Source organism: Pseudomonas sp. NPDC090592, assembly GCF_044769185.1.
GTDB lineage: Bacteria > Pseudomonadota > Gammaproteobacteria > Pseudomonadales > Pseudomonadaceae > Aquipseudomonas.
On record NZ_JBIVXJ010000013.1, the window covers coordinates 53,153 to 76,076 of the forward strand.

The window sequence follows — 22,924 nt, forward strand, 5'->3', positions numbered from 1 at the left end:
GGCGTGATAGGCGGTTTCGATCATGGGCCGGAATTGGGGTTGCAGCCTTCGCGGGCACGCCCGCTCCCACAGGATCACCTTGAACCTCAGCCTTGTGCTGTACCTGTGGGAGCGGGCATGCCCGCGAATCAGGCGACGCGGTGTCGGCACTGAAATGCCTGGCCTTAGCCATGATAGAGGCCATCGATCAACCGGTCGGACAAAGCAATTTGACGCCCCTGCCCCCAGGTTATAGCTTGGAGTTGTGTCCCAACCCATCGAGATTCGAGCGCGAACGTGGAACAGAACAGCCGGGCCCTGATCGACGGCTTCAACCGGAAAATCGACTACCTGCGGATGTCGGTCACCGACCGTTGTGACTTCCGTTGCGTGTATTGCATGGCCGAAGACATGCAGTTCCTGCCGCGCCAGCAAATCCTCAGCCTCGAAGAACTGTTCCAGGTGGCCGAGCGCTTCGTCGCCCTGGGTACCCGCAAGATCCGCCTGACCGGCGGCGAACCTCTGGTGCGCCAAGGCATCGTCGAACTGTGCGGGCGCATCGCCGCCCTCCCCGGCCTGCGCGAGCTGTGCATGACCAGCAACGGTTCGCAACTCGGGCGCCTGGCCCAGCCGCTGTTCGACGCAGGGCTGTCGCGCCTGAACATCAGCCTCGACAGCCTGGATAGCGAGCGTTTCAGGCAACTGACCCGTACCGGCGACCTGCATCAGGTCATCGCCGGTATCGACGCCGCACGCCGGGCCGGCTTCAAGCGTATCAAGCTCAACTGCGTGGTGCTGAAGGGCCGCAACGACCACGAACTGGTCGACCTGGTGCGCTTTGCCATCGACCGGGAACTGGACATCACCTTCATCGAAGAAATGCCGCTGGGGGTGATCGACGAGCACGAACGTGGCGAGTCGTTCTACTCCAGCGATGAAGTACGTGAGCGCCTGGCCGGGCGGTTCACCCTGGTCGAATCGACCGAGTCTTCCCAGGGCCCGGCCCGTTACTGGCGCCTGGCGGAATCTGCCAATACCCGGGTCGGCTTCATTTCGCCGCACAGCCACAACTTCTGCGCTACCTGTAACCGCGTACGCCTCACTGTCGAGGGGCGCCTGCTGCTGTGCCTTGGCAATGAACATTCGGTGGACCTGAAACAGGTGCTGCGTGCCCACCCCGGCAACGCCGAACGGCTGGAAAAGGCCATCCGCGATTCACTGCACCTCAAGCCTTACCGCCATCACTTCGAAGTCGGTGGCGACGTGCAGATCCTGCGCTTCATGAACATGACCGGCGGCTGAACAGTCGTCTCTGGATTTCCATGATTGTCCACCCAAACCCCGATGTGCTGCGTGTGCTGTTCACCCTCAAGGGATCGATCGTCAAGCGCATCGCTTTGCGCTGCCTGATGGTGACCCTGCTGGCCGCGCTGATCGTGCTGGTCGAGCGCCATTTCCCCTCGTTTTTCTACCCGGTCAGCGCCACGCCGTTTACCTTGCTGGGCCTGTCGTTGTCGATCTTCATGAGCTTTCGCAACAACGCCTGCTACGACCGCTGGTGGGAGGGCCGCAAGGCTTGGGGCAAATTGATTATCGAAACCCGCTCATTCGTGCGCGAAAGCGTGGTGATTGCCGACCAGAACCTGCGCGCCGAACTGCTGCGCAGCCTGTGCGGCTATGCCCATGCGCTGAATGCCCGGTTGCGCAACGAGGACGACCTGGCGGCTGCACGGCCCTGGCTGGCCCGGCCAGAGGCGATCAGCTCGCACAACGTGTGCGACGGCATCTTGCGCGTCATTGGCGAGCATTGCTCGCGGCTGGCAGAACAGCAGCAGATCAGCGATTGGCGCTACAGCTTGCTGGAGCAGCGGCTGGTAGGCCTTACCGAGGTGCAGGCGACCTGTGAGCGAATCAAGTTCACACCGTTGCCGTTCCCCTACACGCTGTTGCTGCACCGCACCATTTACATCTTCTGCCTGCTGCTGCCGTTTGCCCTGGCCGAGCCGTTGGGTTGGCTGGCGCCGCTGTTCACCACCATCGTGGGCTACACGTTCTTCGGGCTGGATGCGATTGGCAACGAACTGGAAGACCCGTTCGGGCGGGACGAGAACGACTTGCCGACCGATGCCATGGTGCGGACCGTGGAGCGGGATGTGCTGGCGGGGTTGGGCGAGGTGCAGCTGCCGCCGGCGTTGTTGCCGGTGGGGTATGTGTTGAGCTGATTTTTTGTGCTTGCCTGCGCTGGCCTCTTCGCGGGCTTGCCCGCTCCCACAGGGACCTCACGCATTCCGAGTCCTGTGCTGTACCTGTGGGAGCGGGCAAGCCCGCGAAGAGGCCGGTACAGGTAAAAGATCACCCCCGACTGGCGCAGGCCTCAATGGGCAACAGGTGCTTGACGAAGTTGCACGGCCGGTGCCGGGCATCCAGCTGCTCCGCCAGAATCCCTTCCCACGCCGTGCGGCAGGCCCCGGTAGAACCCGGCAAGCAGCACACCAACGTGCGGTTGGACAACCCGGCCAGTGCCCGGCTCTGCACGGTCGAGCTGCCGATATCCAGAATCGACAACGCCCGGAACAGTTCACCAAAGCCATCGATACGCTTGTCCAGCAGGCACTCGACCGCCTCCGGCGTACTGTCCCGCCCGGTAAAGCCGGTGCCACCGGTAATCAGCACCACCTGCACCTGCTCATCGGCAATCCAGGTCGCAACCTGGGCGCGGATCTTGTACAGGTCGTCCTTGAGCAACGCTCGCGCCACCAGGCGGTGGCCGATCTCTACCGACCGGCTGGCCAGCAGTTCGCCGGAGGTGTCGTTGTCGTACGTACGGGTGTCGCTGACGGTCAGCACGGCGATGTTGAGCGGTACGAAAACCGCATCGGGTTGGACGCGCATGGTGAGGCTCCTTGAATGGCATTGTCGCCACGCTAGAGCCATGAGCTGCAAGCGTCCAATCGATATGGCGAACTGTTCCATCGACGAGGCCTATCGCTGCCTGTACCGGCCCTATCGCTGGCAAGCCAGCTCCCACAGGTAGGGCGCAGGCCTTGAGGGCTGTGATATCCCTGTGGGAGCTGGCTTGCCGGCGATAGGGCCCGGACAGGCAATATCAAACAATGGCCAGTTACCGCAGACTTGGTTAAGGTCAGCACATCAAGCACGCCAGGCACTTCCATGGACATCAAGCAGCTCAAGTTCCTCATCGCCCTCGACCAGACCCGCCACTTTGGCCAGGCGGCGGCGCTGTGCCATATCACCCAGCCGACGCTGTCCATGCGCCTGCGCAACCTGGAGGACGAGCTGGAGCTGGTGCTGGTCAAGCGCGGCCAGCGCTTCGAAGGTTTTACCGAGGCCGGCGAGCGCATCCTGGCCTGGGCACGCACCCTGCTCGCCGCCCATGACGGCCTGCAGGCCGAGGCTGCCAGCTGCCGCGGCCAGGTGGTCGGCAGCCTGCGCCTGGGCACGGTGCCGCTGGCCAGCTTCAACCCCATGCACCTGCTGCTGCCGCTGCGCGACAAATACCCCGAACTGCACTTCCAGCTCAGCTCGCTGAGCTCGGAGCAGGTCATCGATGGGCTTAGCCGCAACCAGCTCGACCTGGGCATCTGCTACCTGGACCAGGTCAACACCAGCTTCTTCGAAGTGATCGAACTGGGCACCACCACCATGGGCCTGCTGCACGACACCCGGCACTTCCAGTTCAGCGGCGAAACGCTGCGCTGGGATGCACTCAGCGACATACCTCTGGGCCTGCTGAGCAAGGGCATGCACTACCGCCAATCGCTGGACCTGAGCTTCCGCAGCCGTGGCCTGGAGCCGCATGCGGTGCTGGAGAGCGATTCGACCTTCCAGCTGATCCAGGCCATCAACACCGGCATGTGCTGTGCAATCATGCCGCTGGATTGCGGCCTGGAAGACCTCAGCGAGCACCTGCGCATCCTGCCGGTGGCCGACGCCGCCATCCACAGCCCGGTCGGACTGCTGCTGCGCCGCAGCGAGCCGCGTTCGGCGATTGCCGAGCAGTGCTTTACCGAAGCGCGGGCGCTGTTTCAAGCCAGCTGATCGCCGGTTGCCTGACGGTACTGGCGCGGGGTAAAGCCGGTCAGCTGCTTGAACTGGCGGCTGAAGGCGCTGTGGTCGGTGTAGCCGCAGCACATTGCCACTTCGGTGATCGGCAGGTCCGAATGCAGTAGACGATGGGCGTGTTCCAGGCGTGCCTTGTGGATCATCTGCCGGGGCGTGAGGTGGAACACCCGCTTGCAGTAACGCTCCAGCTGGGCCACGGAAATACCGGCAATCCGGGTCAGCTCGCCCATGCTGATTTGCTGGTGGAAATGCTGGCGAATGTGCTCGTCCACCGCAGCCAGGCGTTGATAGGCGGGGTGGCTGTCGGCGGCTGATTGCAGGTCGACCGAAATGCCGACCAAGCCGATGATCTCGCCCGCCTGGTTGTACAGCGGGCGCTTGTGGGTGAGGCACCAGCCGGGCTCGCGGCTGCCGTACAGGTGCAACTCCAGTTGATCCTCCAGCACCCGCCCTTCCTTGAGCACACGGCGGTCCTGCTCGGTGTAGCCGGGGCCCAGCTGGGCCGGGAACACTTCGGCGCTGGTCTTGCCCAGCAACGGCTGCAAGCGCTTGAGGCCGCAACGCTGGACCAGGGTGTTGTTGGCCAGCACGTAACGGGCCGCCGGGTCCTTGATGAAGATGGCGGCGTTGGGTATGGCGTCGAGGATCGGCAGCAGCAGGGATACGCTGGCGAGCAGGGCCTCCAGGCTGGCGGGGCGGTGCTGGTCGAGGGACTGGTAGAGGGTTGCCAGGGTCATGTCGGTCATCTGTCAGTTCTCTGATGGCTGTGCCGGCCCTTTCGCGGGCGCGCCCGCTCCCACAGGTCCTCCACACATTTCGAATTCTGCGCCGTACCTGTGGGAGCGGGCATGCCCGCGAAGAGGCCGGCACTATCAAAATCCCCCTCCAGGCCTTGTGCGGTATGGCCTACAGCCTATCCATCAGGCCACCATCGGCGCCAGTTTTTTCTGCAACTGTGCCGATTTCGTCATTCCCCTTGCGGAAAACCATCAAGAACCGCCGCCCCGACCGGTTCACTCTATGCCCCACGCAAGCCGCCCAAGTTCAACAAGAGCGCGGCCCAAAAAGCCGCATCTCGTGACATCAGACCTGCCTATCCAATAACCAACAAAAAGGCGAACCCATGTCAGGCAAATTCAAGAAACAGTTGTCATTGCTGGACCTCACCTTCATCGGCCTGGGGGCCATCTTCGGCTCCGGCTGGCTGTTCGCCGCCAGCCACGTCTCGGCCATCGCCGGCCCGGCCGGCATCCTGTCCTGGTTCCTCGGCGGTTTCGCCGTGCTGCTGCTGGGCATCGTCTACTGCGAACTGGGCGCCGCCCTGCCGCGTGCCGGTGGCGTAGTCCGCTACCCGGTGTACTCGCACGGCCCACTGCTCGGCTACCTGATGGGCTTCATCACCCTGATCGCCTTTTCCAGCCTGATCGCCATCGAAGTGGTCGCCTCGCGCCAATACGCCGCCGCCTGGTTCCCCGGGCTGACCAAGGCCGGCTCCAGCGACCCGACCGTACTCGGCTGGCTGGTGCAGTTCGCCTTGCTGGGGCTGTTCTTCTTCCTCAACTACCGCAGCGTGAAAACCTTCGCCAAAGCCAACAACCTGGTCAGCGTGTTCAAGTTCATCGTGCCGCTGCTGGTGATTGGCGTACTGTTCACTTTCTTCAAGCCAGAGAACTTCCAGGTCCAGGGCTTTGCCCCGTTCGGCCTGTCCGGTGTTGAAATGGCCGTATCGGCCGGTGGCATCATCTTCGCCTACCTGGGCCTGACGCCGATCATTTCGGTGGCCAGCGAGGTGAAAAACCCGCAGCGCACCATCCCGATTGCGCTGATCCTTTCGGTGTTGCTGTCCACCGCGATCTACGCCCTGCTGCAACTGGCCTTCCTCGGCAGCGTGCCGACCGAAATGCTCGCCAACGGCTGGGCCAGCGTGACCAAGGAACTGGCCCTGCCCTACCGTGACATCGCCCTGGCCCTGGGTGTGGGCTGGCTGGCCTACCTGGTGGTGGCCGACGCGGTGATCTCGCCCAGCGGCTGCGGCAACATCTACATGAACGCCACCCCGCGCGTGGTCTATGGCTGGGCGCAGACCGGCACCTTCTTCAAGTACTTCACCCGCATCGACGCCGAGTCCGGCATTCCACGCCCGGCGCTGTGGCTGACCTTTGGCCTGTCGGTGTTCTGGACCCTGCCATTCCCGTCGTGGGAAGCGCTGATCAACGTGGTATCCGCCGCCCTGGTGCTGAGCTATGCCGTGGCGCCGGTCACCGTCGCAGCCCTGCGCCGCAACGCCCCAGACATGCCGCGCCCGTTCCGGGTCAAGGGCATGGGTGTGCTCGGCCCGCTGTCGTTCATCATCGCCGCGCTGATCGTGTACTGGTCCGGCTGGAACACCGTGTCCTGGCTGCTGGCCCTGCAAATCGTGATGTTCGTGCTGTACCTGCTGTGCGGCCGCTTCGTGCCTACCCAACACCTGTCGCTGGGCCAGCAAGTGCGCTCGTCGGCGTGGCTGATCGGCTTCTACGCGGTAACCATCTTGCTGTCGTGGCTGGGCAGCTTCGGCGGCCTGGGGGTCATCGGCCACCCGCTCGACACCGTGGCCGTGGCGGCCTGTGCCCTGGGTATCTACTACTGGGGTGCGGCCACCGGTGTGCCTGCCCATCTGGTACGCCTGGAAGGCGAGGACGAAAGCGAAGCCAGCCATGAGCCGCTGGTAGACCAGCGCCCGGCCGCACTGGCTCGGTGAAGGCTACTTGCCTTATCGCCGGCAAGCCAGCTCCCACAGGGTCCGCGCTGCCCCAAAGGCCCATGCAATACCTGTGGGAGCTGGCTTGCCAGCGATGAGGCCCGCACAAGCAGCACAAGACCATACAGATCAAAGAAGGGACAAGCCCATGAAACAGATTCACGTCATCGACTCGCACACCGGCGGCGAACCGACCCGCCTGGTGATGAAGGGCTTCCCGCAACTGCACGGCCGCAGCATGGCCGAGCGGCGCGACGAATTGCGCGAGCTTCACGACCCGTGGCGCCGCGCCTGCCTGCTGGAGCCACGCGGCAACGATGTGCTGGTGGGCGCGCTGTACTGCCCACCGGTGTCGGCCGACGCCACCTGCGGGGTGATTTTCTTCAACAACGCCGGCTACCTGAACATGTGCGGCCACGGCACCATCGGCCTGGTCGCCTCGTTGCAGCACCTGGGCCTGATCACAGCGGGCGTGCACAAGATCGATACCCCGGTCGGCCAGGTCAGCGCCACCCTTCATGAAGATGGCGCCATCACCGTGGGTAACGTCCCTTCCTACCGGTACCGCCAGCAGGTGGCGGTGGATGTGCCCGGGCATGGCGTGGTGCATGGCGACATTGCCTGGGGCGGTAACTGGTTCTTCCTGGTTGCCGAACACGGCCAGCGTATCGAGCTGGACAACCGCGAGGTGTTGACCGACTACACCTGGGCCATGCTCAAGGCCCTGGAAGACCAGGGTATCACCGGCGAAAACGGCGAGCCTATCGACCACGTCGAACTGTTCGCCGACGACGCCCAGGCCGATAGCCGCAACTTCGTGATGTGCCCAGGCAAAGCCTACGACCGCTCGCCCTGCGGCACCGGCACCAGCGCCAAGCTGGCCTGCCTGGCCGCCGACGGCAAGCTTGCCGAAGGCCAGACCTGGGTGCAGGCCAGCATCACCGGTAGCCAGTTCCATGGCCGCTTCGAGCGCGACGGCGATCGCATTCGCCCGTTCATCACCGGCCGCGCCTACATGACCGCCGACAGCACCATGCTGATCGACGAACAGGACCCGTTCGCCTGGGGCATCTGAGCCCCGGCCTTTTTCCGACTGAATATTGCCAGGAGTAACAACAATGACCGACAACATCTTCACCGGCACCATGCCCGCCCTGATGACCCCGTGCACCGCCGAGCGCAAGCCGGATTTCGGCGCCCTGGTGCGCAAGGGCCGCGAACTGATCGAGGCCGGCATGAGCGCCGTGGTGTACTGCGGCTCGATGGGCGACTGGCCGCTGCTGACCGAGGCCGAGCGCCAGGAAGGCGTGGCGCGCCTGGTAGCTGCCGGCATCCCGACCATTGTCGGCACCGGCGCGGTGAACACCCGTGAAGCCGTGTCGCACGCGGCCCATGCGGCCAAGGTCGGCGCCGCAGGGCTGATGGTCATCCCCCGCGTGCTCAGCCGCGGCGCTTCGCTGATTGCCCAGAAGCACCACTTCTCGGCCATCCTCGCTGCAGCGCCGAAGCTGCCGGCGGTGATCTACAACAGCCCCTACTACGGCTTTGCCACCCGCGCCGACCTGTTCTTCGAGCTGCGCCGTGAGTTCCCCAACCTGATCGGTTTCAAGGAATTCGGCGGTGCTGCCGACCTGCGTTACGCCGCTGAGCACATCACCTCCAAGGATGACGATGTAACCCTGATGGTCGGCGTGGACACCCAAGTGGTGCATGGCTTCGTCAACTGCAACGCCACTGGCGCCATCACCGGCATCGGCAACGCCCTGCCGCGCGAAGTACTGCACCTGGTCAGCCTGAGCAAGCAGGCCGCCAAGGGTGACGCCAAGGCCCGCCGCCTGGCGCGCGAGCTGGAAGCGGCACTGGCGGTGCTGTCGTCGTTCGATGAAGGCTGTGACCTGGTGCTGTACTACAAGCACCTGATGGTGCTGAACGGCGACCGCGAATACAGCCTGCACTTCAACGAAACCGACGTGCTGACCGATGCCCAGCGCAACTATGCCGAGCAGCAGTATTCGCTGTTCCGCAGCTGGTATGCGAGCTGGTCGGCCGAACAGAACATCGCCTGACTCAAGCCCTGCGCGGCCCCTTGTAGGAGCGGCCTTGTGTCGCGATCGGGCTGCAAAGCAGCCCCAGCATTTTGTGCATCTGCGCGGAAAACCCGGGGCTGCTGCGCAGCCCTTTCGCGACACAAGGCCGCTCCTACAGGTGCCGCGGTTTCCCCTGATACCCGGATCTGATTTCCCAAGGAGGCTCCATGACCCTGACAGGCAACCTGCTGATAGGCCAAACCCCGGTAACCGGCAGCCGCGAAGCCATCCACGCCATCAACCCGGCCACCGGCCAGGCGCTGGAGCCGGCCTACCTCGGCGGCACCGGCGAGCACGTGGCCCAGGCCTGCGCCCTGGCCTGGGCGGCGTTCGACGCCTACCGCGAAACCTCGCTCGAACAGCGGGCACAGTTCCTCGAAACCATCGCCGCGCAGGTCGAAGCCCTGGGCGATGCACTGATCGACCGCGCCGTGGCCGAAAGCGGCCTGCCCAAGGCCCGCATCCAGGGCGAACGTGGCCGCACCTGCGCCCAACTGCGCACCTTCGCCCGTGTGGTACGGGCCGGTGAATGGCTGGATGTGCGGGTCGACAATGCCCAGCCCGAACGCCAACCGCTGCCCCGCCCCGACCTGCGCCAGCGCCAGGTCGCCTTGGGGCCGGTAGCAGTGTTCGGCGCCAGCAATTTCCCGCTGGCGTTCTCGGTGGCCGGTGGCGACACCGCGTCGGCACTGGCCGCTGGCTGCCCGGTGGTGGTCAAAGCCCACAGCGCTCACCCCGGCACCAGCGAACTGGTTGGCCAAGCGGTGGCCCAAGCGGTAAAGCTGTGCGGCTTGCCGGCCGGCGTGTTCTCGTTGTTGTACGGTTCTGGCCGTGAGGTGGGCATCGCACTGGTCAGCGACCCGCGCATCAAGGCCGTTGGCTTCACCGGCTCGCGCAGCGGTGGTATGGCCCTGAGCCAGGCAGCCCAGGCGCGCCCCGAGCCAATCCCGGTGTATGCCGAAATGAGTTCGATCAACCCGGTGTTCCTGTTCGAAGCCGCCCTGCAAGCCCGTGCCGAAACGCTGGCGCAAGGCTTTGTCGCCTCGCTGACCCAAGGTGCCGGCCAGTTCTGCACCAACCCCGGCCTGGTGATTGCCCGCCAAGGCCCTGCGTTGCAGCGGTTTATCGACGCTGCCAGCGAGCACGTGCGCCAGGCCGCCGCGCAGACCATGCTCACCCCTGGCATCTTCAACGCTTACCAGGCGGGCATCGGCGCCCTGGCAGACAACGCCAATGCCCAGGCTGCGGCGAGCGGCCAGGCCGGGCAAGGCCGCAACCAATGCCAGGCGCAGTTGTTCGTGACCCAGGCCGAAGCCTTCCTGGCCGACCCTGCGTTGCAGGCCGAGGTGTTCGGTGCGGCGTCGCTGGTGGTGGCCTGTGCAAGCGATGAACAGGTACGCCAGGTGGCCGAGCATCTGGAAGGCCAGTTGACCGCGACCTTGCAGCTGGACGATGCCGACATCGACAGCGCCCGGGCCCTGTTGCCGACCCTTGAACGCAAAGCCGGGCGCATTCTGGTCAATGGCTGGCCGACCGGCGTCGAGGTATGCGATGCAATGGTCCACGGCGGGCCGTTCCCGGCCACCTCCGATGCCCGCACCACTTCGGTGGGCACGGCGGCGATCCTGCGCTTCTTGCGCCCGGTGTGCTACCAGGACTTCCCCGACGCCCTGCTGCCGCAGGCTGTGCAGCACGGCAACCCGCTACAACTGCGGCGCCTGCTCGATGGCAAACGGGAAGGCTGAGCATGGTAGAAGCCCACCAAGCTGATATCGCCGTGGTCGGCGCCGGCATTGTCGGCGTCGCCTGCGCCCTGCAACTGGCCCGCCAGGGCCGCAAGGTGCTGCTGGTGGACCGCCAGGCACCCGGCAACGGTGCGTCCTATGGCAATGCCGGGCACCTGGCCACCGAGCAGGTGTTTCCGATTGCCGACCTGTCCATCCTCAAGCGACTGCCGCGCATGCTGCTGGACCCGATGGGCCCCCTGCGCCTGGACTGGAAGTACCTGCCCAGGGCCATGCCGTGGTTCACCCGCCTGCTGCTCAACCTGCGCCCGGCACCGTTCAAGCGCAGCGTGGCCGGCATCCGTACACTGAACGAAGGCAGCCTGGGTGCCTGGCAGCGGTTGCTGGGCTCGATCGGGCGCAGCGAGCTGTTCCAGGAAGATGGCTCGCTGCTGGTGTTCGAAAAGCCTGAGTCGCGCCAGGCCCTGCAAGCCCTGCGCACGCGCATGGAGCAGCAGGCAGTGCCGGTGGACTTCTGGGCGGCCGCAGCCGTGCACGAGGCGGCGCCGCAGTTGAGCCCTGCGCTATTGGGTGGGTTGTACTTCCCACGCACCGGGCACTTCATCGACCCCTACCGTGTGGTGTGTGAGCTGTTTGAAGCAGCCAAAGCCAGTGGCGTGCGCTTTGTCCAGGCGCAGGTCGATGGCGGGCAGTTGCACAGCGGCGGGGTCAGCCTGGTCAGCGAGCAAGGCACGTTCAATGCCCGTCAGGTGCTGATCAGCTGTGGCGCGCATTCCGCCAGATTGACGACCGCGCTGACGGGCACACGGGTGCCGCTGGATACAGAGCGCGGCTACCACCTGATGTTACCGGGTGAGCAGCAGCGCCTGCCGTTTGCGGTCACGTCGCTGGAGCGCAAGTTCATCATGACGCCCATGGCCGAAGGTTTGCGCTTGGCGGGCACGGTGGAGTTTGCCGGGCTGGAGGCACCGCCGAGCATGCAGCGGGCGTGGCAGTTGCACCGGTTGAGCAAGGGGTTGTTCCGGCGGGACTTGAGTGCTGAAGGGGCTATGCCGTGGATGGGGTTCCGGCCTTCGTTGCCGGATTCGTTGCCGGTGATCGACCGGGTGTGTGATGGGCGGGTGCTGTTGGCGTTTGGGCATCAGCATCTGGGGTTGACCCAGGCGGCGGTGACGGCGGAATGGGTGGGAAGATTGGCTGAGCGGGGCGGTGGGCCAGGGATAGGGGCTTACCGGTTGGATCGGTTCTAGATTCGGGGCCGCCATGCGGCCCAATCGCCGGCAAGCCAGCTCCCACAGGTAATGCACGGGGCTCGAAGCCTGTGATGACCCTGTGGGAGCTGGCTTGCCGGCGATTGGGCTGCATGGCAGCCCCTTCTGAACTCAGCGATAACGCTCAAGCCAGTGCGCGTATGGAGCTGGCAAAGTCCAGGAGGCTTTCTCCACCCCCAGCTCCTTGGCTGCAAAGTACGCCCAGTGCGGGTCGGCCAAATGCGCACGCCCGACCGAAACCAGGTCCAGCTGATTGGCCTGCAACGCAGCCTCCGCCAGTTGCGGCGTACCAAAGCCCCATGCCGAAGTCACCGGCAGCTTCGCCTCACGGCGTACACGCTCGGCAATCGGCCCCATGAATGCCGGGCCCCACGGGATATTGGTCTCGGGGATGGTGAAACCCACGCTCACGCTCAACAGGTCCAGGCCACCGGCCTTGAAGCGGCGCGCCAGCTCGATCGACTCTTCCAGGGTCTGCTCGTCGCGGCCATCGTATTCCAGTACGCCAAAACGCGCGGTCAGCGGCAGGTTCTCCGGCCACACTTCACGCACCGCGGCCAGGGTTTCCAGCAGGAAGCGGCTGCGGTTGTCAAAGCTGCCGCCGTAGGCGTCGGTACGCTTGTTGGAGTGTTCAGAGAAGAAGCTCTGGCCCAGGTAACCGTGGGCAAAGTGCAGTTCGATCCACTCGAAGCCGGCTTCACGCGCACGGCGGGCAGCATCGACGAAGTCCTGCTTGACCCGGGCGATGTCATCCAGGCTCATCTCGCGTGGCACGTTCGGCAGGTGCGCGCCAAAGGCAACGGCAGACGGGGCGATGGTTTGCCAGCCGCGGGCGTCGTCGGCGGCAATGTGGTCATCACCTTCCCACGGGCGGTTGGCGCTGGCCTTGCGCCCGGCGTGGGCGATCTGGATACCTGGCACGGAGCCGGCAGCCTTGATTGCCTGCACCACCGGCACGAAGGCCTGGGCATGGGCATCGCTCCAGATACCGGCACAACCGGGGGAGATACGCCCTTCCGGCGCCACCGCCGTGGCTTCGACCACCAGCAGGCCGGCACCGCCACGGGCGAGGCCTGCGTAATGCACGTGATGCCAGTCGTTGATCATGCCGTCCTCGGCCATGTACTGGCACATTGGCGGGATGGCGATGCGGTTGCGCAGGGTGACGTCCTTGAGGGCGTAGGGTTCGAACAATGCGGACATGGGAAACTCCGGGTTCATCTGAATACTGTTGTTCGATCATAATCGAACTATGGCAATTAATGAAACCCCCGTTATCATGTGAGCCATGCGAGCCTATAAACACCCCACCGCTGAAGACCTGATCCTCGAACGCCTGCTCTACGCGCTGAGCGACCCCGTGCGCCTGGAAATCGTCCGCCATCTGGCCGGTGTAACCGAAGCCAGCTGCGGCGAGCTGGACGGCGGCCGGCCGAAGTCGAGCATGTCCCATCACTTTCGCGTGCTGCGTGATGCAGGGTTGGTGCATACCCGCAATGTGGGCACGACCCATATGAATTCGCTGCGCAGCGAGATGCTGGGCGAGCGGTTTCCCGGGTTGCTGGAGTGCATCCTGCGGCAGAATTGATTTTTCCTGTGCCGGCCTCTTCGCGGGTAAACCCGCTCCCACGGGGTTAACCTGTGTTCTCAAAAGCTGTGCGGTCCCTGTGGGAGCGGGTTCACCCGCGAAGAGGCCGGCACAGACACTATCAATCGCCCTTTTTGCCCAAGGCAAACCGGCACACCTGCCCGCCCCTGAGCATGCATTCCTCATGGCTGACTGCGGCCCCGCCCAGGGCGCCGATCAACGCCAGGTCCAGCTCGCAGACCACCGGATGCGCCTTGGCCAGATGATGGAACACACAATTGTGCGCGACGATCTCGGGTTCACCTGACGAACGAAAGAACACCTGCGCCTCATACCCGGCAGTGTTCATGTGCTCGACGATACGGGCTTCATCCACCACCTCGTGTTCAACGTCTGCGGCCAGCTTGCGCCCCAACTGACGCATCAGCGCCAGCAGTGCTTCCTGGCCCAGCAAACCTGCCACCTCGCCAATCAGCAGGTTGGCCAGCAGCGGGTACTGGCGGGGGAACTGTTCGCGGGCGAGATCGGTCAGCTCGTGCAGCTGTTCCGGCCGACGCCCGGTTGGCCGGGTAGCGCCGCGCTTGACCAGGCCATCACGCTCCAGCGCGGCCAGGTGCTGGCGCACCGCCGTGCGGGTGATGGCCAGGGCCTGCGCCAGGTCGTCGATGCTCATGCCGGCTGGCTGGTGCAGCAACGCGTGGAGCAGGTCCTGTTGGGTACGGCCCAAACCTTCAAGCATCAGAACTTGTCCGGGAATTGTTTGACCAGCGCTGCGGCCAAGGCATCGGACAAGGTCAGGATATGCTCCCGCATCATCCCCCAGGTACGCGCCTCACCCGCGTAGTCACCGGTCGCCAACTGGTCGATCTGGGCTACATGGTGGCCGCCATGGGCACTGAGCAGCGTCAGCAGGGTCGGCTCGGGCAGGTTCGGGTTGGCCTTGGCCAGAAACGCAGCGATGGCTTTGGCATTGCTGGTCAGCTCATCGACGGCGGCTTGTTGGCCCTTCTTGTCCTTGCCCACGGTGGCGTCGCTGTAATGCTTGATAGCGCCCCAGTGGCCGGCCAGCAGCTTGAGCAACTGGTCTGCGGCGGGCTGGCCATACAACGGCGCGATGCTGTTGGCGATGCGGGTGGCGTCGCTGACCACTTCATTGGCGGCGACTTCAGCTTGTTTGGCGTTGCCGGCCTGGTTGGCGACGGCATAGTTGCGCACCCAGAAGATATGCTCGACCCATAGGTCGCGCAGGGCCATGCGGGTGGTCAATGCAGCGGATTCTGCGGGTTTTGCGGCAGGGGTCGGGGAGGAGTAGCTCTGGCTCCATGCCGGCTGGGCGCACAGGGCGAGCAGCAGTAAGGCAGCAATCTTGATGTTCATGACGGCACCCTCCTGGAGGGGATCGACTGACAAGATTAATTTAAGCATCAAAATATGTTTTTATCGGTTGCTGTGCAGGTTTCCGATCAGTGGTTTTCTGTGCCGGCCTCTTCGCGGGCTTGCCCGCTCCCACAGTAACTGCAAAGGCCTGCAGGCAACGCTTTACCTGTGGGAGCGGGCGAGCCCGCGAAGAGGCCCGAACAGGCAACAAAAAAGCCACGAGGTCACCCCCGTGGCTTTTTTGTCACAACAATGGCCGATTACAGCGCCATATCGTTCTCAGGCTTGCTCTCAACCGGCTCGCTCGCAGCGCCACCGAAGTCGACGCTGGCATCGATCACCGGCGGTTTTTCCAGTTGCAGCACTTCAGCGGTGTAGTTCCACTCTTTCTGAGTGGCCGCTGCCGAATCGTTCAGCTTGGTGCCGTAGCTCGGTACGATTTCCTTGATCTTGGCTTGCCACTCAGGGGTAGCAACCTTCTCCTTGAACACCGTCTCCAGCACGTTCAGCATGATCGGCGCAGCAGTGGAGGCGCCTGGCGATGCACCCAGCAGGCCAGCGATGGTGCGGTCTTCGGAGGCAACCACTTCGGTACCCAGCTTCAGCACGCCGCCCTTCTCGGCATCACGCTTGATGATCTGCACGCGCTGGCCGGCCTGCCACAGGCGCCAGTCTTCCTTCTTGGCGTTCGGGAAGTAGGTGCGCAGGGCTTCGAAGCGGTCGTCATCCGACAGCATCAGCTGGCCGGCAAGGTACTCGACCAGCGGGTACTGCTCGATACCCACCTTGGTCATTGGCCACACGTTGTGGGTGGTGGTGCTGCTCAGCAGGTCCAGGTACGAACCGTTCTTCAGGAACTTGGTCGAGAAGGTGGCGAACGGGCCAAACAGGATCACGCGCTTGCCGTCCAGCACACGGGTGTCCAGGTGCGGTACCGACATGGGTGGTGCGCCGGTCGAAGCAATGCCGTAGGCCTTGGCCATGTGCTGCATGGCCACGGTCGGGTTCTCGGTCACCAGGAACGAGCCGCCCACCGGGAAGCCTGCGTATTCCTTGGCTTCAGGAATGCCCGACTTCTGCAGCAGCTTCAATGCGCCGCCGCCGGCACCGATGAACAGGAACTTGGCATCGGTGGCCGACTCGGTACCGTCCTTCAGGTTCTTGTACTCGACGTGCCAGGAGCCGTCCTTGTTGCGGGTGATGTCCTGCACTTCGCTGGACAGCTTGAGGTCGAAGCCTTTCTGGGTTTGCAGGTGGCCAACGAACTGGCGGGTGATCTCGCCGAAGTTCACGTCGGTGCCGATTGGCGTCCAGGTCACGGCCAGCTTCTGGTTAGGGTCGCGGCCTTCCATCATCAGCGGGACCCACTTGGCGATCTGCGCGTGGTCCTCGGAATACTGCATCGGGCGGAACAGCGGGCTGGCCTGCAGCGCGTCGTAGCGCTTCTTCAGGAACTTGATGTTGTCATCGCCCCACACGAAGCTCATGTGCGGGGTGGTGTTGATGAACGAGTGCGGGTTCTTCAGCACGCCCTGGCGTACCTGCCACGACCAGAACTGGCGGGAGATCTGGAAGGCTTCGTTGATTTCGATGGCCTTGGAGATGTTGACGTTGCCGTCTTTGTCTTCCGGGGTGTAGTTCAGTTCGGCCAGCGCGGAGTGGCCGGTACCGGCGTTGTTCCAGCCGTTGGAGCTTTCTTCGGCCACGCCGTCCAGGCGCTCGACCATTTCCATCGACCAGCTTGGCTCCAGCTCGTGCAGCCACACGGCCAGGGTGGAGCTCATGATGCCGCCGCCGACTAGCAGCACGTCTACTTTCTTGGTTTCTGCGGCGTGCGCTTGCATGACGCTTGCAGCGACAGCCAGACCCAGCAAGGTCTTGCCAGCTTTCTTGAACATTGATCAATTCCAGTCAGGAGAACGGAGGGAGGGCCTGTGGCTGGCCCAGGTGTTCCTTGTTCTTCAGCGCAGGCTTTTTGTTGGTCATTGTTCAGCAGCCAGAGAACCAGAAAACGACCCGGCCTTTTGTCGAATTGACCGACAGGGCTGAATCGTTTTTCCGATTGTATCTGAAATGCCAGCACAAACAAATTGCAGGCCTGTGCGTCAAGGCGGCAGGTTGTCCCATGGCCAAAGGGCAAAACGCCCTGCCGATTGCAGTATTCGTCCGACGCCCCTACTATCGCGATCACTTCTCATTTACACCAGTATGCGCTCGCGCCGGATGCCGCCGTGGTTTCGATCCCTGAGTTGAACACCTCGCTCCATACCCTGTACCACAGCCATTCACGCTGGTTGCTGGGTTTTCTGTACCGTCGGCTGGGCTGCCGTTGCGATGCTGCCGACCTGGTGCAGGACACCTTCGTGCGCATCCTCAACCGCCCAAGGCAGTTTGACGGTGAACGCGGTGAGCGCTCGTACCTGGCCACCATCGCCCGTGGCCTGTGCGTGGACCACTGGCGACGGCAGAAGCTGGAACAGGCCTGGTTGCAGCAGTTGGCCTTGCAGCCCGAAGCACTGCAGCCCTCCCCCGAACAGCGCGCAATCATTGTCGAAACCCTGCACGAGGTGGACGCGATGCTGCTGCGCCTGCCGGCCAAGGTACGCCAGGCATTCCTGCTGGCGCAGATCGACGGCCTGGCCTACCGCGATATTGCTGCACATATCGGGGTGAGTGAACGCATGATCAAGAAGTACCTGGCCCAGGCGTTTGTGCACTGCGCCATTCTTGAAGCCGAACTCGACGGGTTGCTGGTGGAGTGACGCCATGACCTCATCCGCACAAAAACTCAGCCATGCCAGCCTGGAACAAGCCGCGCAATGGTATGTGCAGTTGCAGGACGATAACGCCAGCCCTCACCTGCGCGCACAGTGGCAACATTGGCTGGGCCAACACAGTGACCATCAGGCGGCCTGGCACTACGTGCAACGTGTCGGCCAGCGTTTTGCCCCCTTGCAGGGTGAAGGCGCAGCGGCGGGCCGGGCACTGCGTGAGCACGACGCACAGCGCTTCAGCCGGCGCACCGGGCTCAAGTCACTCCTGGTGCTGGGTGCCAGCTCGCTACTGGGCTGGCGGGCCTGGCAGGGTGCGCCGTTGTCGGGCTTGGGCGCCGATATTGCCACGGGCATCGGGGAAATCCACGAGACGCGCCTGGCCGATGGCAGCCAACTGTGGCTGGGTGCACAGAGTGCCGTGGACATGGAGTTCTCCACATTCAGCCGGGTGCTGAAACTGCGTTTTGGCGAACTGCTGGTGGAAACCGCCCACGACCCGCGTCGCCCCTTCTTTGTCGATACCGCCCAAGGGCGCATGCAGGCGCTGGGTACACGCTTTGCGGTGTGCCAGCAGGGCGAGACCACCCGGCTGGATGTGTATGCAGGCGCGGTGGAGGTATGTACCGCGCTTGGCGGCGAGCGCTGCGTCGTACAGGCGGGCCAGCAGGTGGACTTCAGTGCCCGGGGCATCGGCAGCACGCGCGCGGCGCAAAGCGCGGGTGAGTCGTGGATTCATCACCGGTTGAATGCCGAAGACATGCCCTTGGCGCAGTTGCTGCAAACGCTCGGGCGTTATCGGCACGGGCATCTGGGTTGGCACCCGGATGTGGCGCAGCTCTCGGTGATGGGGGCCTTCCCGCTCAACGATACCGACCGGGCACTGGAGCTGTTGCAAGCGGCGTTGCCGGTGCGGGTGCAGCGAGTGACACCGTGGTGGGTCACGGTCGAGCCGGTTTGATACCGGTACACCGCGCTGGACTCTTCGCGGGCACGCCCGCTCCCACAGGTGCAGTGTGAACCCGCTGCCTGCGCAATACCTGTGGGAGCGGGCAAGCCCGCGAAGCAGGCGACGCGGTATTTGAATCCCGCTGTGGCGGTGTTGGCAAGTTCGTTGGAGCAGGCAAAAAAAATCTGCCTATCCGGTTCCCTTTTTCCAATCTCGTTCGGTTAACCCGGCATAGCCCTCCCAACTCACCCTTTCGACTCCAGAGACCCGCATGCCGACGCCCTTCCAACCCGCGCTTCGCCTGGCGCTTGCCGCGCCCCTTTCGCTGTGTGCCGCCGCACCGCTGATGGTGCCGGCCACCCCGGCCCACGCCGCACAGGCAGCCGAAACGAGCTTCAACATCGCTCCCGGCTCGCTCACCAGCGCCCTCAACCAGTTCAGCAGCCAGGCCGGCATTTACCTGGCCGGCAGCAACGAACTGGCCGCCGGCAAGACCAGCCAGGGCCTGCAAGGCCGCTACAGCGTCGCCCAAGGCCTGGCGCGCCTGCTACAGGGCAGCGGCCTGCAAGCGGTACCGCAAGGCAGCGCAGGCTATGTGCTGCAGCCACTGGCCGACGGCACCGCATTGCAACTGGACGCCACTTCGATCAACGCCGCCGCCCTGCTCGCCAGCAACGGCCAGGGCGACAGCGGCTACCGCGCCGTGGCCAGTAGCACGGCGAGCAAGACCAGCAGCGCCCTGGCCGACACCCCGCGCTCGGTTTCGGTGGTAACCCGCCAGCGCATGGATGACCAGCAATCGCAAACCCTCACCGAGGTGCTGGGCTATGTCCCTGGTATTTTCTCCCCGCCGTTTGCCGGCGGTGATGGCCAGGCAGGTGACCTGTTCTTCATCCGTGGCTTCAACGCCACCGACTACGGCTATGGCCTGTTGCGCGATGGCCTGCGGGTGCAAGGCAACCGTTACGACACCAGCAGCGAGCCCTACGGCCTGGAGCGGGTGGAAGTATTCCGCGGGCCAACCTCGATCCTGTATGGCGAGAACGCCCCCGGTGGCGTGGTCAACCTGGTCAGCAAGCGGCCTACCGCCGAGGCACGCGGCGAAGTGCAACTGAGCTACGGCTCGCACAACCGCCGCCAGCTTGGCGTGGACGTTTCCGGCCCGCTGAACGATGAGGGCAATGTACTTGGCCGCCTGGTAATGATGGGCCGCAAGTCTGATACCCAAATCGAGCACCAGCCCGATGACCGCCTGTACATCGCGCCCTCGCTGACCCTGAACTTCGATGACTTCAACAGCCTGACAGTGCTGGCCACCTACCAGCGCGACCGCACCCTGATGGAACTGGGCTTCCCTGCGGCCGGCACCTTGTTGCACAACCCCAACGGCAAGATCGACAAGGACCAGTTGTCCGGCAACCCGGACTGGGACAACTTCGAGCGGGAAACCTGGAGCCTGGGCTACGAGTTCAGCCACCAGTTCAACGACACCTGGCAGTTCCGCCAGAACTCGCGCTACATGCAATCGCGCATCGACCGCCAGGAAATGTGGCCGGGCAGCCTGAACAACGGCGGCTTCGGTACCACCCTGAGCAACCAGGCCTACGACCGCTACAACAAATCCATCGCCTACTCACTGGACAACCAGTTCGAAGGCCACTTCACCAGCGGCGCGCTCGACCACACCTTCCTGATAGGCGCCAGCCTGGACCGTACTTCCTTCAACCAGGACTGGGACGTGCTCAACGGCGGCACCGTCAATGTGTTTGACCCGGTCTGGAGCAAGCCGACCTTCCTGGCCCATGTGCAGAACGCCCTGCTGGAACAGACCATGTATGGCCTGTACAGCCAGCTGCAGACCAAGGTCGACAACTGGGTGCTGCTGCTGGGCGGGCGCCTGGACCGGGTCAACAGCCAGTACCGCAACAAGGCCGGCACCCTGAACGCGCAAGCCGACATGGACAACTGGGACAGCAAGTTCACCTGGCAGACCGGGGTCATGTACCAGTTCGAAAACGGCCTGTCGCCGTACTTCAGCTACTCCACCGCGTTTGCCCCGACCCAGCAGACCGAAAGCAAGAACGGCCCACTGGACCCGACCACCAGCGAACAGTATGAAGTGGGCATCAAATACGAACCCAAGGGCTGGAACACTGCCTTTACCGCATCGGTGTACGACCTGCGCAAGAAGGACGACGTGATTTTCGAGGGCGGCGACTACCGCCAGGTCGGTGCCAGCCGGGCCAAAGGTGTGGAGCTGGAGCTGAACAGCGACCTGAGCGAAAACCTTAACGTGACTGCCGCGTACACCTACACCGATTCGCGCGTCACCAAGGATATTGCCGGGTCGCTGCTTGAGGACCACCAGATGACCGGCGTGCCGCGTAACCAGGCCTCGGTGTGGAGCACCTATCGCTTCCGTGACGGGTTGCTCAAAGGCCTGCAGATCGGTGGCGGCGTGCGTCACTTCGACAGCACCTTCGCCTATACCCCGGCCAGCCTGTACGGCAAGCTGGATAGCGGTGATGTGACGCTGGTGGATGCCAAGGTCGGCTATGAAATCGACGAAAACTGGTCGGTCGAGGTCAATGCCCGCAACCTGTTCGACAAGGAGTATGTGGCAGGTTGCAACAACGCCGGGCGCTGCTATTGGGGTGAAGAGCGCACCTTGCTGGGGACCGTTTCGTTGCGCTGGTAACGTTCGCCTGTAATGGCCTCTTCGCGGGCACGCCCGCTCCCACAGGGAATGCGCAAACCTCGAAGGCAGCGCTGTACCTGTGGGAGCGGGCATGCCCGCGAAGAGGCCGGTAAAGCCCCCCACAAACTCCATTCAGAAAACCGATCACCCGATCGGTTTTTTTCGCCTTACAGCCCTGCCCCACCGCTTTATCCTGCGCCCAGACCCCGCCTCCACAGCACAATAAAAGGGCCGCGCCACATCATCCGGCTCGCCTTTTGACGACGGTTGCATTTCATGAACATCGAGAACCTGCGGGCCTTCATCGAAGTGGCCGCCAGCGGCAGCTTCCAAAGGCCGCCGAGCGCCTGCGCATTACCCAGTCGTCGGTCAGCGCACGCATCAATGCCCTGGAAGAACGCCTCAACCGCCCGCTGTTCAACCTTGATCGAGACACAGAAAGCCGTTGAAGGGCTCAAGGCTATCCCTTTCTATACCCAGGGCAAGACCTTCAGTTGAGCCCCACAAACAAAAACCCCCGGCCATCTACATGACCGGGGGTCTTGGATCACGCCGCGAACGTCGCGATCAGGGTACCGCCAAGATTACTGCTGCTGAGGCAGTTTATCGATCGGGCCGCAGCCACCGATGATCTTGGAGATGGAAACCGAAGGGTGGAACAGGTAGTCGTAAGTGCAGTTTTTCGGTTGGTTGTAAACCTGGCCAGTGCAACCCGACAGCAGGGCAACACCCGAAACGACAGCAACGGCTACGGTGGCCTTGAACAGCTTTTTCATTACTAAGTCCTTTAAATGAATCATCTTCGGCCATCGTCTGATGGCGGCGGGATGATACCGGACCCAGGCATTGGATCCAAGTCGTGCATGGCATGGACTGTTTGCAATTGTGCAACAACAGGTTGTAAAGCTCGCAACTGGCGACGATAGTTGGCTGCACTGCCTTTGCACTGCCCAACAGGAGTTCCCCATGCTCGGTGTCACCGACTACGGCGCATTCGTCATCGCCTTCATCATTCTTCTGGCCATCCCCGGCCCGGGCAATTTCGCGTTGATCACCGCTACCGGCAAGGGCGGCATCAAGGCTGGCCTGGCCGCGACGTTCGGGGTGATCGTGGGTGACCAGGTACTGTTGTGGCTGGCGGTAGTCGGCGTGGCCACCTTGCTCGCCACCTACCCTGCCGCCTTCCACATCGTGCAATGGGCCGGCGCCGCGTACCTGGCCTATCTGGGCCTGCGCATGCTGCTGAGCAAACCCGGTGACGCGCCGCGGGCCAGCCGCATGGACAATGGCCAGTACCTGCGCCAGACCATGCTGATCACCCTGCTCAACCCCAAGGCGATCATGTTCTACATGGCGTTCTTCCCGCTGTTCATCGACCCGGTGAAGCACCAAGGGCTGGTGACCTTCGGCTTCATGGCTGCGACGGTGGCGGTGATAACGTTCCTGTACGGGTTGATTGCCGTGGTGCTGACGCACCGGCTGGCCGAACGCATGCGCGCCAACCCTCGGATTACCAATATGTTCGAGCGGCTGGCGGGGGCTTGCCTGGTAGGGTTCGGCATCAAGCTGGCGGCGATGCGCTGAGCGGGGGCTGCAAAGACCTGCCAGCCACAAAAAAGCCCCCGGCAACTCACGG

At 63.7% G+C, this 22,924-nt stretch carries 22 protein-coding genes; 15 read left to right on the top strand and 7 right to left on the bottom strand.

Annotated elements, in window-relative coordinates; translation table 11 throughout:
• The first annotated feature begins 276 nt into the window (after nt 1-276).
• Together moaA and ACIQUI_RS13785 are read left to right on the top strand one after the other, a co-directional pair.
• On the top strand, nt 277-1,281 hold the full coding sequence (gene moaA / locus ACIQUI_RS13780) for a GTP 3',8-cyclase MoaA (protein WP_403199338.1): 1,005 nt from the start codon (nt 277-279) through the stop codon (nt 1,279-1,281).
• A gap of 20 nt (nt 1,282-1,301) precedes the next feature.
• The gene (locus ACIQUI_RS13785) at nt 1,302-2,201 is read left to right on the top strand and encodes a bestrophin family protein (RefSeq protein WP_403199341.1); all 900 of its coding nucleotides are present in this window, start codon (nt 1,302-1,304) and stop codon (nt 2,199-2,201) included.
• 130 nt (nt 2,202-2,331) lie between these two features.
• Here the strand turns inward: ACIQUI_RS13785 and moaB are convergent, their stop codons facing one another.
• Nucleotides 2,332-2,871, bottom strand: a complete 540-nt coding sequence (gene moaB / locus ACIQUI_RS13790; protein ID WP_012273701.1) for a molybdenum cofactor biosynthesis protein B — start codon at nt 2,869-2,871, stop codon at nt 2,332-2,334.
• 279 nt (nt 2,872-3,150) lie between these two features.
• Here moaB and ACIQUI_RS13795 point away from each other — a divergent pair, with 279 nt between their 5' ends.
• Nucleotides 3,151-4,038: a LysR family transcriptional regulator gene (locus ACIQUI_RS13795; RefSeq protein WP_403199344.1), complete on the top strand. Its 888-nt coding sequence runs from the start codon at nt 3,151-3,153 to the stop codon at nt 4,036-4,038.
• Here ACIQUI_RS13795 and ACIQUI_RS13800 read toward each other — a convergent pair.
• Nucleotides 4,026-4,808, bottom strand: coding sequence for a helix-turn-helix domain-containing protein (locus tag ACIQUI_RS13800; RefSeq protein WP_403199346.1), 783 nt, complete (start codon nt 4,806-4,808; stop codon nt 4,026-4,028). The two genes, ACIQUI_RS13795 and ACIQUI_RS13800, sit on opposite strands and share 13 nt — an antisense overlap.
• Nucleotides 4,809-5,185: 377 nt before the next feature.
• Between ACIQUI_RS13800 and ACIQUI_RS13805 the strand changes: the two genes are divergently transcribed.
• The 5 genes from ACIQUI_RS13805 to ACIQUI_RS13825 all read left to right on the top strand — a co-directional run bounded on the left by ACIQUI_RS13805 (nt 5,186) and on the right by ACIQUI_RS13825 (nt 11,884).
• A complete protein-coding gene (locus tag ACIQUI_RS13805; RefSeq protein ID WP_403199349.1) occupies nt 5,186-6,802 on the top strand; it encodes an APC family permease in 1,617 nt (538 codons plus the stop codon).
• A 148-nt stretch (nt 6,803-6,950) separates the two neighbouring features.
• Nucleotides 6,951-7,877, top strand: coding sequence for a 4-hydroxyproline epimerase (locus ACIQUI_RS13810; RefSeq protein WP_403199352.1), 927 nt, complete (start codon nt 6,951-6,953; stop codon nt 7,875-7,877).
• Nucleotides 7,878-7,920: 43 nt separating this feature from the next.
• Nucleotides 7,921-8,868, top strand: coding sequence for a dihydrodipicolinate synthase family protein (locus ACIQUI_RS13815; protein ID WP_403199354.1), 948 nt, complete (start codon nt 7,921-7,923; stop codon nt 8,866-8,868).
• Nucleotides 8,869-9,056: 188 nt separating this feature from the next.
• Nucleotides 9,057-10,634 carry an aldehyde dehydrogenase (NADP(+)) gene (locus tag ACIQUI_RS13820; RefSeq protein WP_403199357.1) on the top strand — a complete coding sequence of 526 codons (1,578 nt, stop codon included), beginning with the start codon at nt 9,057-9,059 and terminating at the stop codon, nt 10,632-10,634.
• 2 nt (nt 10,635-10,636) lie between these two features.
• Entirely contained in the window at nt 10,637-11,884 is a 1,248-nt protein-coding gene (locus tag ACIQUI_RS13825; protein WP_403199360.1) for an NAD(P)/FAD-dependent oxidoreductase, read from the top strand.
• Nucleotides 11,885-12,016: 132 nt separating this feature from the next.
• Here the strand turns inward: ACIQUI_RS13825 and xenA are convergent, their stop codons facing one another.
• A complete protein-coding gene (xenA, locus tag ACIQUI_RS13830) occupies nt 12,017-13,108 on the bottom strand; it encodes a xenobiotic reductase XenA (protein ID WP_403199362.1) in 1,092 nt (363 codons plus the stop codon).
• A gap of 85 nt (nt 13,109-13,193) precedes the next feature.
• Here xenA and ACIQUI_RS13835 point away from each other — a divergent pair, with 85 nt between their 5' ends.
• Complete coding sequence (locus ACIQUI_RS13835) at nt 13,194-13,493, top strand: ArsR/SmtB family transcription factor (protein WP_403199365.1); 300 nt, start codon at nt 13,194-13,196, stop codon at nt 13,491-13,493.
• A 121-nt stretch (nt 13,494-13,614) separates the two neighbouring features.
• Here ACIQUI_RS13835 and ACIQUI_RS13840 read toward each other — a convergent pair whose 3' ends face one another.
• From ACIQUI_RS13840 to mqo, 3 genes are all read right to left on the bottom strand, one after another.
• Nucleotides 13,615-14,232, bottom strand: coding sequence for a helix-turn-helix transcriptional regulator (locus ACIQUI_RS13840; protein WP_403199368.1), 618 nt, complete (start codon nt 14,230-14,232; stop codon nt 13,615-13,617).
• A complete protein-coding gene (locus ACIQUI_RS13845) occupies nt 14,232-14,870 on the bottom strand; it encodes a hypothetical protein (RefSeq protein ID WP_403199370.1) in 639 nt (212 codons plus the stop codon). The genes ACIQUI_RS13840 and ACIQUI_RS13845 overlap by 1 nt, the downstream gene beginning before the upstream one ends.
• Before the next feature lie 260 nt (nt 14,871-15,130).
• A complete protein-coding gene (gene mqo, locus ACIQUI_RS13850) occupies nt 15,131-16,768 on the bottom strand; it encodes a malate dehydrogenase (quinone) (protein ID WP_391126943.1) in 1,638 nt (545 codons plus the stop codon).
• 56 nt (nt 16,769-16,824) lie between these two features.
• Here mqo and ACIQUI_RS13855 point away from each other — a divergent pair, with 56 nt between their 5' ends.
• From ACIQUI_RS13855 to ACIQUI_RS13875, 5 genes are all read left to right on the top strand, one after another.
• Nucleotides 16,825-17,118 carry a hypothetical protein gene (locus ACIQUI_RS13855; RefSeq protein WP_391126946.1) on the top strand — a complete coding sequence of 98 codons (294 nt, stop codon included), beginning with the start codon at nt 16,825-16,827 and terminating at the stop codon, nt 17,116-17,118.
• Entirely contained in the window at nt 17,102-17,632 is a 531-nt protein-coding gene (locus tag ACIQUI_RS13860) for a sigma-70 family RNA polymerase sigma factor (RefSeq protein ID WP_403199373.1), read from the top strand. The genes ACIQUI_RS13855 and ACIQUI_RS13860 overlap by 17 nt, the downstream gene beginning before the upstream one ends.
• A gap of 4 nt (nt 17,633-17,636) precedes the next feature.
• Nucleotides 17,637-18,602 (top strand): FecR domain-containing protein, encoded by a 966-nt coding sequence (locus tag ACIQUI_RS13865; RefSeq protein ID WP_403199375.1) that lies wholly within the window; start codon nt 17,637-17,639, stop codon nt 18,600-18,602.
• A gap of 259 nt (nt 18,603-18,861) precedes the next feature.
• Nucleotides 18,862-21,288: a TonB-dependent siderophore receptor gene (locus ACIQUI_RS13870; protein ID WP_403199378.1), complete on the top strand. Its 2,427-nt coding sequence runs from the start codon at nt 18,862-18,864 to the stop codon at nt 21,286-21,288.
• Nucleotides 21,289-21,545: 257 nt separating this feature from the next.
• Entirely contained in the window at nt 21,546-21,737 is a 192-nt protein-coding gene (locus ACIQUI_RS13875) for a LysR family transcriptional regulator (protein ID WP_403199380.1), read from the top strand.
• Nucleotides 21,738-21,872: 135 nt separating this feature from the next.
• Here the strand turns inward: ACIQUI_RS13875 and ACIQUI_RS13880 are convergent, their stop codons facing one another.
• Entirely contained in the window at nt 21,873-22,064 is a 192-nt protein-coding gene (locus ACIQUI_RS13880; RefSeq protein WP_003254720.1) for a YhfL family protein, read from the bottom strand.
• 190 nt (nt 22,065-22,254) lie between these two features.
• Between ACIQUI_RS13880 and ACIQUI_RS13885 the strand changes: the two genes are divergently transcribed.
• The gene (locus ACIQUI_RS13885; protein WP_403199382.1) at nt 22,255-22,872 is read left to right on the top strand and encodes a LysE family transporter; all 618 of its coding nucleotides are present in this window, start codon (nt 22,255-22,257) and stop codon (nt 22,870-22,872) included.
• Nucleotides 22,873-22,924 lie beyond the last annotated feature (52 nt).

What these genes read in the sequence shown, in the direction of transcription:
- ACIQUI_RS13785 (WP_403199341.1), top strand. Translation starts at nt 1,302, where the DNA reads ATGATTGTCCACCCAAACCCCGATGTGCTGCGTGTGCTGTTCACCCTC.
- moaB (WP_012273701.1), bottom strand. Translation starts at nt 2,871, where the DNA reads ATGCGCGTCCAACCCGATGCGGTTTTCGTACCGCTCAACATCGCCGTG.
- ACIQUI_RS13795 (WP_403199344.1), top strand. Translation starts at nt 3,151, where the DNA reads ATGGACATCAAGCAGCTCAAGTTCCTCATCGCCCTCGACCAGACCCGC.
- ACIQUI_RS13800 (WP_403199346.1), bottom strand. Translation starts at nt 4,808, where the DNA reads ATGACCGACATGACCCTGGCAACCCTCTACCAGTCCCTCGACCAGCAC.
- ACIQUI_RS13805 (WP_403199349.1), top strand. Translation starts at nt 5,186, where the DNA reads ATGTCAGGCAAATTCAAGAAACAGTTGTCATTGCTGGACCTCACCTTC.
- ACIQUI_RS13810 (WP_403199352.1), top strand. Translation starts at nt 6,951, where the DNA reads ATGAAACAGATTCACGTCATCGACTCGCACACCGGCGGCGAACCGACC.
- ACIQUI_RS13815 (WP_403199354.1), top strand. Translation starts at nt 7,921, where the DNA reads ATGACCGACAACATCTTCACCGGCACCATGCCCGCCCTGATGACCCCG.
- ACIQUI_RS13820 (WP_403199357.1), top strand. Translation starts at nt 9,057, where the DNA reads ATGACCCTGACAGGCAACCTGCTGATAGGCCAAACCCCGGTAACCGGC.
- ACIQUI_RS13825 (WP_403199360.1), top strand. Translation starts at nt 10,637, where the DNA reads ATGGTAGAAGCCCACCAAGCTGATATCGCCGTGGTCGGCGCCGGCATT.
- xenA (WP_403199362.1), bottom strand. Translation starts at nt 13,108, where the DNA reads ATGTCCGCATTGTTCGAACCCTACGCCCTCAAGGACGTCACCCTGCGC.
- ACIQUI_RS13835 (WP_403199365.1), top strand. Translation starts at nt 13,194, where the DNA reads ATGCGAGCCTATAAACACCCCACCGCTGAAGACCTGATCCTCGAACGC.
- ACIQUI_RS13840 (WP_403199368.1), bottom strand. Translation starts at nt 14,232, where the DNA reads ATGCTTGAAGGTTTGGGCCGTACCCAACAGGACCTGCTCCACGCGTTG.
- ACIQUI_RS13845 (WP_403199370.1), bottom strand. Translation starts at nt 14,870, where the DNA reads ATGAACATCAAGATTGCTGCCTTACTGCTGCTCGCCCTGTGCGCCCAG.
- mqo (WP_391126943.1), bottom strand. Translation starts at nt 16,768, where the DNA reads ATGTTCAAGAAAGCTGGCAAGACCTTGCTGGGTCTGGCTGTCGCTGCA.
- ACIQUI_RS13865 (WP_403199375.1), top strand. Translation starts at nt 17,637, where the DNA reads ATGACCTCATCCGCACAAAAACTCAGCCATGCCAGCCTGGAACAAGCC.
- ACIQUI_RS13870 (WP_403199378.1), top strand. Translation starts at nt 18,862, where the DNA reads ATGCCGACGCCCTTCCAACCCGCGCTTCGCCTGGCGCTTGCCGCGCCC.
- ACIQUI_RS13880 (WP_003254720.1), bottom strand. Translation starts at nt 22,064, where the DNA reads ATGAAAAAGCTGTTCAAGGCCACCGTAGCCGTTGCTGTCGTTTCGGGT.
- ACIQUI_RS13885 (WP_403199382.1), top strand. Translation starts at nt 22,255, where the DNA reads ATGCTCGGTGTCACCGACTACGGCGCATTCGTCATCGCCTTCATCATT.